This window comes from Mesorhizobium sp. M7A.F.Ca.US.006.04.2.1, assembly GCF_004022915.1.
GTDB lineage: Bacteria > Pseudomonadota > Alphaproteobacteria > Rhizobiales > Rhizobiaceae > Mesorhizobium > Mesorhizobium ciceri.
The window spans coordinates 1-10,679 of record NZ_RZQA01000110.1; the positions used below are offsets into that span (position 1 = coordinate 1).

Annotated in this window: 9 protein-coding genes; 1 reads left to right on the forward strand and 8 read right to left on the reverse strand. The window is 64.3% G+C overall.

Annotated features, from left to right (window positions below; all coding sequences use genetic code 11):
• Window positions 1–147 precede the first annotated feature (147 nt).
• A complete protein-coding gene (locus EN925_RS40620) occupies window positions 148–2,133 on the forward strand; it encodes a hypothetical protein (RefSeq protein ID WP_245460927.1) in 1,986 nt (661 codons plus the stop codon).
• A 151-nt stretch (window positions 2,134–2,284) separates the two neighbouring features.
• Here the strand turns inward: EN925_RS40620 and EN925_RS08710 are convergent, their stop codons facing one another.
• From EN925_RS08710 to EN925_RS08745, 8 genes are all read right to left on the reverse strand, one after another.
• Window positions 2,285–2,938 carry a hypothetical protein gene (locus EN925_RS08710; RefSeq protein ID WP_127368609.1) on the reverse strand — a complete coding sequence of 218 codons (654 nt, stop codon included), beginning with the start codon at window positions 2,936–2,938 and terminating at the stop codon, window positions 2,285–2,287.
• Window positions 2,939–3,386: 448 nt separating this feature from the next.
• Complete coding sequence (locus EN925_RS08715) at window positions 3,387–3,740, reverse strand: cupin domain-containing protein (RefSeq protein ID WP_024503728.1); 354 nt, start codon at window positions 3,738–3,740, stop codon at window positions 3,387–3,389.
• A 338-nt stretch (window positions 3,741–4,078) separates the two neighbouring features.
• A complete protein-coding gene (locus EN925_RS08720) occupies window positions 4,079–4,972 on the reverse strand; it encodes a sugar phosphate isomerase/epimerase (protein WP_127368608.1) in 894 nt (297 codons plus the stop codon).
• 64 nt (window positions 4,973–5,036) lie between these two features.
• Window positions 5,037–5,975: an ABC transporter substrate-binding protein gene (locus EN925_RS08725; RefSeq protein WP_127368607.1), complete on the reverse strand. Its 939-nt coding sequence runs from the start codon at window positions 5,973–5,975 to the stop codon at window positions 5,037–5,039.
• Between the two features lie 76 nt (window positions 5,976–6,051).
• On the reverse strand, window positions 6,052–7,050 hold the full coding sequence (locus EN925_RS08730) for a ribose ABC transporter permease (protein WP_127368606.1): 999 nt from the start codon (window positions 7,048–7,050) through the stop codon (window positions 6,052–6,054).
• Complete coding sequence (locus EN925_RS08735) at window positions 7,047–8,591, reverse strand: sugar ABC transporter ATP-binding protein (protein ID WP_127368605.1); 1,545 nt, start codon at window positions 8,589–8,591, stop codon at window positions 7,047–7,049. The genes EN925_RS08730 and EN925_RS08735 overlap by 4 nt, the downstream gene beginning before the upstream one ends.
• On the reverse strand, window positions 8,588–9,967 hold the full coding sequence (locus tag EN925_RS08740; protein WP_127384997.1) for a carbohydrate kinase: 1,380 nt from the start codon (window positions 9,965–9,967) through the stop codon (window positions 8,588–8,590). Before EN925_RS08740 ends, EN925_RS08735 begins: the two co-directional genes overlap by 4 nt.
• Window positions 9,964–10,679 (reverse strand): DeoR/GlpR family DNA-binding transcription regulator (locus tag EN925_RS08745; RefSeq protein WP_164894163.1); only part of this gene is annotated, 716 nt, incomplete at its 5' end. The genes EN925_RS08740 and EN925_RS08745, both read right to left, overlap by 4 nt.

Genomic DNA, 10,679 nt, shown 5'->3' on the forward strand with positions numbered 1-10,679 from the left:
GCCATTGCCCGCTACGGAATATCAACTGGGGCGATCTATCGGTACGCGACCGGCGCCCCGCCATCCGCAACAATTCGCAAGGACCAGAAGGATCCCGAAGAAAGCGACGCTCCGAGAGCGGTAAGGCCTTGGCGAATACCAAGGCGAATGACCAGACATCGCTTTATGAACTTGGCAATACCACCAGAACGCACGGGCACGGCAATGCCAAATTATCTTGCCGAAATGTATGCAAACGACGTAAATCTGGCCATTCTGAGCGCAGTGGTGACGCTTGCATCGGTGGGCGTCTATCTTGTGCTCCGGCGTATCCTTGCCGCGGTGCGACGGCGCCGCCTTGCAGCGTTTGACGAAGGCAGATCCGGTATCGCCGACGAGGCTTCTTGGGAATGGGAAAGCCCGGCCGGACTTGTCGCCGGGCCTGCTTCTTCCAAGGCTGCCAACCCCTTGCATGCGGTCGGCCTGAATGTTCGGGCTCAAAATTCCAACTACTCTCGGTTCGGAGTGCGAATCGAACATTTCGCCGCGACATCCGAACCCAGCGGGAGCTCGTCAGTGGTCGAGACCGGTGCTCCTGCACCGAACAGAGTGCAGTCTGGCCGGCTTGCAGCATCCATCAGCGCGATCGCGGAACGTGGGAAGCGGATTTGCGGGTCGGCACGGGACCAATTGCGCCATAAGGCTTCACCGCCAAAAATTGCTCCGTTGGCCTATGCTGCGGATCGCGGTTTGAATTTCACAGCTCAGATGAGAGATCCCGACCCGGCCATGGCGCCTGCCTCAAACCCTGTCGTTCGCAGGCCGATCGTTCTTGTATCGCGCTTGGGTCTCGCCGCCATTTGTCTGGCTGCGCCGATTGGCTATGCGATGACGAGACAAATCTGGGTCGAAAGCGCTTCCGCCATCTCGCAAACCCAAGACCAGGCCCATCGAGACCTTTCGCGCCCGTTGGGATTTCAGGCGAGTGCCGAATTGCTTGGCCCGGATCTCACGGCTAACCAGGCGCAAACCGGGACGGATCGTGCTCAGGCTGCCGCTGCGAGACAATTGGCCGACCAGGAGCACCGGGCGGCGGAAGGCGAGCGTGCCAGGAGCGCCGCTCTGCAGGGAGCGCTCCTCGAGGCGAGCAAGCAGATCCACACGCTGAGGGCAAGCATGGCAGCTGCCGATGACGCGCGCGAGGAGCGGTTGCGCAATGAACTCGCGGCAGCCCGCACCCTTGAGGCGTTGCGGCGCATTGCGGGAGAGGCCGGCACGATGCTGAGCGAGGGCGCCAGCTATGTCCTTAAGGAGATGCCCGCTGCTCATCTCGAGCAGGAGCAAGCCCAAAGGCAGGCGCGCGATTTCTCGCAAGCGCGCGTCCAAATTGAACAGCTTGAGACCGAGGCCGCCAAGGATCGCGCCACGGCCAAGGCTTCACTGGCGCAGGCGAGCGGCATACTCGACGACGAGCACCGGAAGACGGAGCTGCTTCGTGGCGATCTCGCCGAAGCGAAACTGGCCAATGCCGCACTCATGAAGCGTACGGCTGCGGCTGAGCGCGAACGGACCGACGCGGTCACAGCGAGACAACAAGTGGAGCAGACCGCAGCTGACACGGAGCGAACGCTCGCACGAGAACGCGCTGCAGCAGCAGCAGCCGTTGAGGAGCTGAAAAAAGCTCGCATCGAGCGCCAGGCGGCTGAACTGGAGCGAGCCAAGGCAGTCTCAGCGAAAGAGCGTGCCGAGCAGGCCGCAACCGAGACGGCACAGGCCCTGGCACGGGAACGTACTACAGCCGTCATGAATCGTGAGGATCTCGACAGAGCACGCATCGAGCGCGAAGCCGCCGCCCAAGCTCTTTTGGTGCGTGTCGCTAAACTTCAGGAGGCTCTGGACGAGCAACGCCAGGCCAGTGTTTCTCTTGCCCGCGACTTGGCTGCGGCGCGCGGGGACAACGACAGGCTCAGGACCGAGCGCCGCAGCGCGCAGATCGAACCGCCCCTGAAGCCGCGTTCTGGCCGCGCGGCAGCCAGCCAGGTGAAGGCCGTCAGCAAGAAGATTGGCAAGGTTCGCAACCCTTCGCGGATGACCCGGGTGCGTTCGATCACACTTCCTTATTCGCTCTTGCCAAGACACGTGACACCGCAGTGATTTCCGATTGCGCGGTCGCTTCCGTGGAAGGCCATTTTTGATGCCCCGCACCCCTTCGTAACACACCCGAGGCCTGCTGCCATTTCGGCCAAAGATGAATGGCCTCTCGAATTCACCCTGCTTCATCAGCGAGAGTGTTCTGCGCGATGCGCTATGTCAGACCGATCACGCTGCCTGTCGCGTCCAATTCGCATTGGATCGCCGCCTGCCGCGTTTCCACGCTGCCTTGCCGCGCATAGTCGATGCTGACCTCGATGGGGGCCGAGATCGTCGCCCGACTCAACTGATGTACGAAGCCCGCGCTGGTGACGCGCACGCTGGTCGCCCCCAACGGAGCGGCGGCCGACTCGATGGCATCATGGCAGGCCCGAACGACATTATCCGGGACGCCCGGCAGCGCCTCGGTTCGGCTGACTGTTGATTGAGTCTTGCTGTCGCTGGGAGGCTGGAGAGCGGCCGGGAAGTCGAGCGACTGTCCGCCCCTTGCGGACGCAACAGCAGTAGCGGTGGCCGAACCTACCGTCCCCGGGGCTGTCGTAGTGCCGCTGGTGCTGGTCTCGCTGTCGTCCGCCGACGAACTGGAGCCGCCGGGATCGTCGCCAGTCCCTTTGTGCGAGCCGCCCTCGTTGCCGCCGGCGTCATGACCTCCACCGCCCCCATGGTCACCAGAACCATGGCCGCCGTTGCCATGCCCTCCGCCTTGCTGACCACCGGTTGCAGCTCCTGCGCAAACTACCGCGATCGAGCAAGCTAAGACGAAATACGCACAGGTGAATCCACGCGATTGACGCACGACGACCTCCATGGATGCGTCGGTCCAACCGTCTTTCCGCGGCGTGCAGTCAGAACGGCGCGAACCGCCGCTGCCCCCGAGGCAACCTCGCGATTGCCGCGCCCCCGAAAGAACTAGGGGATCAATCCGGTCTATCAAGGATACCTGGCCGGCAAGCACCGATGAGAGGGCGCTTGGCTGGCGAGTGCCGTATCATTCATGTCGAGGCCGACCGTCTGGATGACGCCGCAGACGCCTTCATGACCCAATGACCGGAGTCCGAGGAGTGGCCTGGCCGAGGCCCCGGCGAATGCAGAGATCAGCGAATACGCTTACCGCGCCCAGGTCAGCGCACCTCCTCCGAGCCATCGGCGACACCCACGCGATGTCGGGTGGGATGGCCTCCAAAAGGCCTCCGGAGGCACGAAAAAGCTTCGCTTGAGCACTCGCCGCGATGGCGGGCCAGACGGATCACCCCGCTTCAGCCGACCCGCACGACAAAATGCTTCGTCACCGGCTCGATGATCTTCCAGGTTCCCTTGAAATCCGCTTCCACGACGAAGGCATCGCCGGGGCCGACCTCGACCGGCGTGCCGCCGTCCGGCGTGATGATGATGCGGCCGGCGATCATGTGCACGAACTCATAGTCGGTATAGGTGGCGTGATAGGTGCCGGGCGTCGCCCGCCAGGTGCCCGACAACACCTTGCCGTCCTCGGTCGTGTGCTGGACGGCGGTTTGCATGGTCGGCCTGCCCTCGACGACGATCCAGCCAGCCAGATCGCCTGCGTCCGCGTGTTCGACGGTGCCGAATTTGAGGATTGTCTCGCGTGTCATGTGCTGAACTCCGTTTGGGGATTGCGTGGCGCTGTTTGCCTGGCCGGTCAGATAACCGATGCACCTGCCGCGAGCAATGCCGGCGCCATACGGCCGGCACCTTGGCTGACGGTGCATCAAACAAAAACCCGCCTGTGCGGCGGGTCACTGGCGCAAATCAGCACCATAGGCAAAAATGTACCATAGCTGAGGTCACCGAGTCAAGAAAAAATTCCTATCGCGAAAAAGCTGGCGGCGCAAAAGCTGCCAGCACTGGCTGCCACGAGGCCGTTTGTTGATTTGAAGTCAGAGCCCTGCCATGCGGCGCACGCCGCGCCCTTCGGCTCTCGAAGGGCGGGTCAGGGTTTGTGGCGCGCCGAAACGAGTTCCGCCTTGCGCCTTGCCGTCTCCAGCCCGAGCCCGATGAAGGCGTGCGCGTGCTTGGCCAGCGCCATGTTGTCCGTCCACAGATTGCGCCAGATGGCGGTCTTCTTCGACAGGTGCTCATCGACGATTTCCGAAGAGAAGGATTCGAAGCTGAGATCGTCGCTGTAGCCGATCGCCGTCAGCGCATCGAAGATCGCGGCGAAATCGATATTGCCGGTGCCGAGGAAGCCGCGATGGCTTTCGCCGATATGGACATAGCCGATCTTGTCCGCGGCTTGACGGATGGCCAGCCCGACATCGGCCTCCTCGATGTTCATGTGGAACGTGTCGAGATGCAGGAAGATGTTGTCCGAGCCAGTGTCCTCGATGAAGGCCAGTCCTTGCGCGGCGGTGTTGAGCAGATTGCTTTCGAAGCGGTTGACGATCTCGAGGTTGAGCGTGACGCCGGCCGCCTTGGCTGTTTCGGCAACCTTGGCCAGCGTGCCGGCACTGCGCTGCCATTGATCGCGCGTCGGCGCCTCGACCTGCAATCCGTGGCTGGTCGAGAGAATGCCGGCGACCTTCCGACCGCCGAGGTCACGCGTCAGCGCGATGGTGTCGTTGAGGATTTCGACGCCGCGCGCGGCAATTGCCTTGTCGGCGCTCGAAATATCGCCATCACCAGGCAATCCGATGCTGATCGCCACGCCGAGGCCAAGATCGGCGATGCGCCCCGCAAGCCCGCCGATGTCGACATTGGCGGGGTCGAGATAGGAGAATTCGATGAGGTCGAAGCCGGCCTCCCTGGTGTTGGCCAGCGTGCGCTCCAGATCGGCCTGAGCCGAGCTCGCCGACCAGACGAAAGAATGGATTCCAATACGCGACATCATCGTCTCCGGTGCTGACAAGGTGCGGCCGGGTCATCCCGGCCGCACCGGTCTTGGGAAGAATTTAGCGGGCTGCGGTCCAGCCCTTGTAGTCCTTCAGGTTCTCGGCCGTGATCAGCTTCGGGTCGAGCAGAACGGTCGGCTCCACCGGCTTCTTGCCGGCCAGCAGTTCGGCCGCCATCGTCAGTGACTGGCCGGCCATCACATAGGGATCCTGCGAGGCCGAGGCCTTGATCATCGAGGTGCCGGAAGAGAGTTCCTTCTCGATATCGGGCGCGCCGTCGACGGCGGTGAAGATGAACTCCGAACGGTTGAGCTGCTTGGCAGCGAGCTGGGCGCCGATCGCCGTCGGGTCATTGATGGCAAACACCGCATCGATCTTGTCGAAGCGGGTGAGCAGCGACTGGAACACCTTCAGGCCGCCGTCGCGCGAGCCTTCGGCATTCTGGTCGTCGGAGAGGATCTTGATGTCGGGATGCTGCGAAAGCACGTTCTTGCAGCCCTTCACCCGCTCCAGGATCGACGACGATGCCGGTCCGTTGAGGATGACGTAGTCGCCCTTGCCGCCGGTATGGTCGACCAGGTACTGGCAGGCCTCTTCGCCGGCCTTGACGTTGTTGGTCATCACGGTGACGTCGGCGCCCGGCGCCGAAACGTCGAAGGCGGCAACGACGATACCTGCGGCCTGTGCCTTCTTCACCGCCGGCGCGATCGCCTTGGCGTCGACGGCATTGAGCATGATCACGTCGACACCGGCGGCGATGAACGAATCGACCTGCGAGACCTGCTTGTTGAGGTCATAGTCGGCCGATACCGAGGTCACCTCGACCTTCGGGTTGATCTTCTTGGCCGCGTCCTCGATGCCCTTGATGGTGGCGACGAAGAAGGGATTGCCGAGCAGGCCGACCGAGATACCGACCTTGTTGAGGTCCTTGGCCGAAGCAGGCGCGATGGCGAGCGACGCGAGTGCGACGCCGCAGAGCAGTTTGGCGATGGTCTTCATTGCTTTCCTCCGATTGCCCCGCGCCTCTCACGGTGCGTTACACAAACCGGTCGTTGACGCCGGCGACTAAGGTCAATCACGTTCTTGCTCCTGCCTGGAGCCTGTAGCGGTCGAGGGCGACCGCCACGATGATGACCAATCCCTTGATGATGTACTGCCAGATGTCCGAGACACCGGCCAAGATGAGCCCGTTGGAGAGCACCGCGATGATCAGGCCGCCGATCAGCGTTCCCCAGATCGAGCCGACGCCGCCGACGAAGCTGGTGCCGCCGAGAATGACCGCGGCAATGGCGTCGAGTTCGTAGGACTGGCCCAGCTGCAAGCCGTTGGCGGCGTAGAGCCGGGCCGCCGACATGGCGCCGCCGAGGCCGGCCAGCAGGCCGGAAACGCCATAGACGAAGAGCAGCACCAGCGGCACCTTGATACCGGTCAGCCGCGCCGCTTCGGCATTGCCGCCGACGGCGTAGATCCAGGTGCCGAGCACGGTGCGCTTGAGCACCAGCCAGGACAGCACCACCACCGACAGTGCGATGATGACCAGCCACGGGATGCCGAACAGCGAACCGTTGCCGATGAAATCGAACGGCAGGTCCGAATTGAACACCGTCGTGTCCTGGCCGAGCAGGCGGGCGACACCGCGCACCGCGGTCAGCGAACCCAGCGTGACGATGAAGGGCGGCAGCTTGATGTAGGCGATGAGCAGCCCGTTGACGAGGCCGAAGCCGAGGCCGACCAGAATGGCCGCCGGCACGCCGAGCAAACCCCAGTCCGGCACCAGCGATACGATCACCGCCACCATCGCCGATGCGGCGAGGATGGCGCCGACGGACAGGTCGATGCCGCCGGTGAGGATGACGAAGGTCATGCCGGCCGCCAGCACGATGTTGATCGACGACTGCTGGGTGACGATCAACAGGTTGGTCTCGGTCAGGAAGCGCGGGTTCAGGAACTGGAAGCCGGCCGCCAGCAGGATCAGCACCGGCAGCATGCCAAGGGCAGCGAAAGCCGTGCGCAACCGTCGGCTCGTGCCGGTGGCTTTGCCGCCTGCGCTGATCTCGGTCGCCTTGTCGGTCATTGCTGAGCCGCTCCCGTTGCAAGTTCCATGATTTCCTCCTGGCTTAGCGGTTCGCCTTGCGATGCCGTCACCTCGCCCGATATCGTGCCGTCGCGCATCACCAGCACGCGATCGGCGACACCGATCACCTCGGGCAGTTCGCTGGAGATCATCAGGATGGCGATGCCCTGCTTGGCGAGATTGTCGATCAGCCGGTAGATTTCCGATTTCGCTCCGACATCGACGCCGCGGGTCGGCTCGTCGAGGATGACGACCTTCGGCTCGGTCTCGAGCAGGCGGGCGAGCAGCACCTTCTGCTGGTTGCCGCCCGACAGCGAGCCGGCATTGGCCTGCACCGAACTGGTGCGGATGGAGAGATCGGCAACGGCCTTGGAAGCACGCCTTTCGGCGGCCGCGAAGTCGCGCAAGCCGCCGGCGCGCGAATCCCGCGCCAGCACGCCCATGCTGATATTGTCGGAGGTCGACATGTCGAGGAACAGGCCGAGTTCCTTGCGGTCCTCGGTCAGATAGGCGATGCCGGCATCGAGCGCCTCGCGCGGCGAGCCGATGGTTACAGGTTTGCCGTCGAGTTCCAGCGTGCCTGAAATGTGCCTGTCGGCGCCGAAGATCAGCCGCGCAAGCTCTGTGCGGCCGGAACCGACCAGACCCGCCAGCGCCAGCACCTCGCCCTTGTGCAGGTCGAACGAACAGTTTTTCAGGAGACGGCCGTCGGACATGGCGCGCACCGAGAGCGCCACCGCGCGCTTTTCGTCCGGCGGCCGATGATCCTTCTTGTAGAAAGCCGACAAATCGCGGCCGACCATCATCGAGACGAGGCGCGAGGCACTGAGGTCGGCACGCTCGAGCGTGCCGACATAACCGCTGTCGCGCAGCACGCTGACGCGGTCGGCAAGCTGGTACACCTCTTCCATGCGGTGGCTGATGTAGATGATGGCGATGCCTTGCGATTTCAGCGTCGCGATGACCTCGAACAGCCGGTCGGTCTCGCGCGAGGTCAGCGACGTGGTCGGCTCGTCCATGACGATGATACGCGCATTGGTCGATAGCGCGCGGGCGATCTCGACCAGCTGGCGCTCGCCGAGCGACAGGCTGGAGACCATGTCGCGGGCCGAAAAGGAAACGCCGAGCCGCTTGATGATCTCGCTGGCGCGCCGGGTGCACTGGTCGCGATCGACGATGCCGAAGCGTCGCGGCTCGTTGCCGAGGAAGATGTTCTGCGCCACCGTCAGATTGGGCGCCAGCGACAGCTCCTGATAGATCACCGCGACGCCGCTGGCGCGCGCCTTGATCGGATCGCCGGTCGCAGTCGGCATGCCGTCGATCAGGATCTCGCCGCCGGCATCCGGCCGATAGGCGCCTGAAAGCACTTTCATCAATGTCGACTTGCCGGCGCCGTTCTCGCCCATCAAGGCGTGCAGCTCCCCGGCATGGACGCTGAGCGAGACATCGTGCAAGGCACGGATCGCGCCGAACGTCTTGGAGATGTGCCGCATCTCCAGCACCGGCTGGCGCGCCGTCTCGGCCTGGGCAATCGCACTCATCGCGCACCTCCCACTGCCGCACCGGCGACGCCCTGGTCCATCGTGGCGTCACGCCAGTTGCTGCGATAGCCTGCCAACCCGGTGAAACGCGACGCGTGCACCGGCTCTGGAACTTCGGCGGCGAATTCGCGCCCGACGCTCTCGAAGGCGAGCGCCGCTGCACCCGTGGCGCTGCCCTCCAGCGTGGCGCCCTGCAGGAAAGCCTGGCCGGGACGCAACTGCGCCAGCAGTCCGGCCAACACACCGCCTGTGTTCAGCCCGCCATCGACGATCACCGTGTTGTTCGAATGGATGAGGTCGAGCGACAGATCGACCATCAGCGCGACGTAGAGCAGCGCCGCCGCCGCGCGTTCCTCGGCATCGGGCGTGCGCCCCACCAGCCGGCCGGACTGACTGGGCATCGGCCCGCCTGGCGCGAAGCTCGGCAGCGCCATGATGCCGGCATCGATCACCTGCTGCACCACCGGACGGGCGATCTCGCCTTGCCAGCCGCCGCTGATGGTTGCGAATTCGCGCCCGCCCATGAAGCGAATGGTCGGCACCGGGCCGCCGCCGACATCGACATTGACCAGCATGTCGCGATCCCGGTCGAGTGCGTCGAGCGGGCAATCCGGATTGAGCACGACGACCCAGGTGCCGGTCGAAACGACGGTGACCGGGCCAAGCTCCTGCCGGCGATAGGCATAGAGCGCCGCATTCGAATCATGGACGCCGTTGTGGATGGCGATCGGTCGCGCCGCAGCGTCGAGGCGGTGCTCGCCGATAACAGTGCCGGCGCGCTCGAAGCCAGGCATCCGGTCACGCCAGCCCTGCGCGTTGACCAGCGAGGAAAAGTCCTGGCTCCGCGGCGCCCACAGATGCGAATGGCAGCCGAGATAGGACACTTCCGAGACCGCCCGCCCGCCAAGGCGCCAGCTCCAGTATTGCGGATAGCCGAGGATCGATTTCGACGTAGCGAACGCGTCGGGATCGACCTCCTGCAGCCACAGCATGTGGCGGCCGTAGTTGAAGCCGAGCGGCAGCCGCGGCGAAAAGGTCTCGGAAAAGTCCGGAACGCGGCGATCGATCCGCGCGGCAATCTCGGCCGGCGGCTCTTGCTCGTAATCGAGGATCGGATGCGTCAGCGCCACTTCGTCGACCAAGGCAAAGGTGCAGCCATGGCCCGACACCATGACCCCTTCCACTCCATGACCGTCGACCGCATCGGCAACGGCGCTGAGCGCCCAATGGTGGAGCGCCGCCTCGTCGAGCACGCTGAAGACGCCTTGGCGCACCCATTTCGGCTGTGTCCGGCGCTCGTCGATGATCCGCCCGTCCTGGCCGAAGACGAACAGCTTCGAATTGGTCTTGCCGAAATCGAGGACAGCCACCTTCACTGGATGGCTCCCGAGGCTATCCGCACCATGACGCCGGCGTCCTCCAGCATGCGCGCATCGGCGTCGGAGAGACCGTCGTCGGTGACCAGCGTGCCGATGCGGGAAAGCGGCAACGCGACATTGCGCGCGTGGATCGACAGTTTGCGGCTGTCGGCCAGCACCACGATCTGGTCGGCGCAAAGGCTGAGATCGACGATCGAGCGTACCAGCAGCGGGTGCGATTCCATCACGCCTTCCTGGCCAAGGCCTTGCGCGCCGAGAAAGAATTTGGAGGCATAGAAGGGCACGGCTTGGCTGAGCGAATGGATGATGCCGGGTTCGCGATGCAGATCACCGCCCGCAACCGTCAGGCTGCAATGGCCGTGGTCGCTGAGATAGGCCGCCAGCGGCATCGAGTTGGTGTAGAGGCGGATGTTGCGCTCAGCGAGCTTGACGCCCAGATGGAAGCAGGTCGAGCCGCCATGCACGATGACGGCGTCGCCGTCGCGCACCATGGTCGCCGCGAGAGCGGCGATCTGCCGCTTGGCCTCGACCGCAAGGTCGCGGTTCTCGTCGTAGGGCCTGGCGTAGGCAACACCGGCCTGGGAAGCGCCGTCGAGCGCCGATATGCCGCCATAGACCTTCCGCGCTTCGCCGGCCTCGTCGATCCTGTCGATATCGCGCCTGACCGTCGCGGCTGAAACGCCAAGCCGCTCCTGCAACTCGCGCACCG

What these genes read in the sequence shown, in the direction of transcription:
- EN925_RS40620 (WP_245460927.1), top strand. Translation starts at nt 148, where the DNA reads ATGACCAGACATCGCTTTATGAACTTGGCAATACCACCAGAACGCACG.
- EN925_RS08710 (WP_127368609.1), bottom strand. Translation starts at nt 2,938, where the DNA reads ATGGAGGTCGTCGTGCGTCAATCGCGTGGATTCACCTGTGCGTATTTC.
- EN925_RS08715 (WP_024503728.1), bottom strand. Translation starts at nt 3,740, where the DNA reads ATGACACGCGAGACAATCCTCAAATTCGGCACCGTCGAACACGCGGAC.
- EN925_RS08720 (WP_127368608.1), bottom strand. Translation starts at nt 4,972, where the DNA reads ATGTCGCGTATTGGAATCCATTCTTTCGTCTGGTCGGCGAGCTCGGCT.
- EN925_RS08725 (WP_127368607.1), bottom strand. Translation starts at nt 5,975, where the DNA reads ATGAAGACCATCGCCAAACTGCTCTGCGGCGTCGCACTCGCGTCGCTC.
- EN925_RS08730 (WP_127368606.1), bottom strand. Translation starts at nt 7,050, where the DNA reads ATGACCGACAAGGCGACCGAGATCAGCGCAGGCGGCAAAGCCACCGGC.
- EN925_RS08735 (WP_127368605.1), bottom strand. Translation starts at nt 8,591, where the DNA reads ATGAGTGCGATTGCCCAGGCCGAGACGGCGCGCCAGCCGGTGCTGGAG.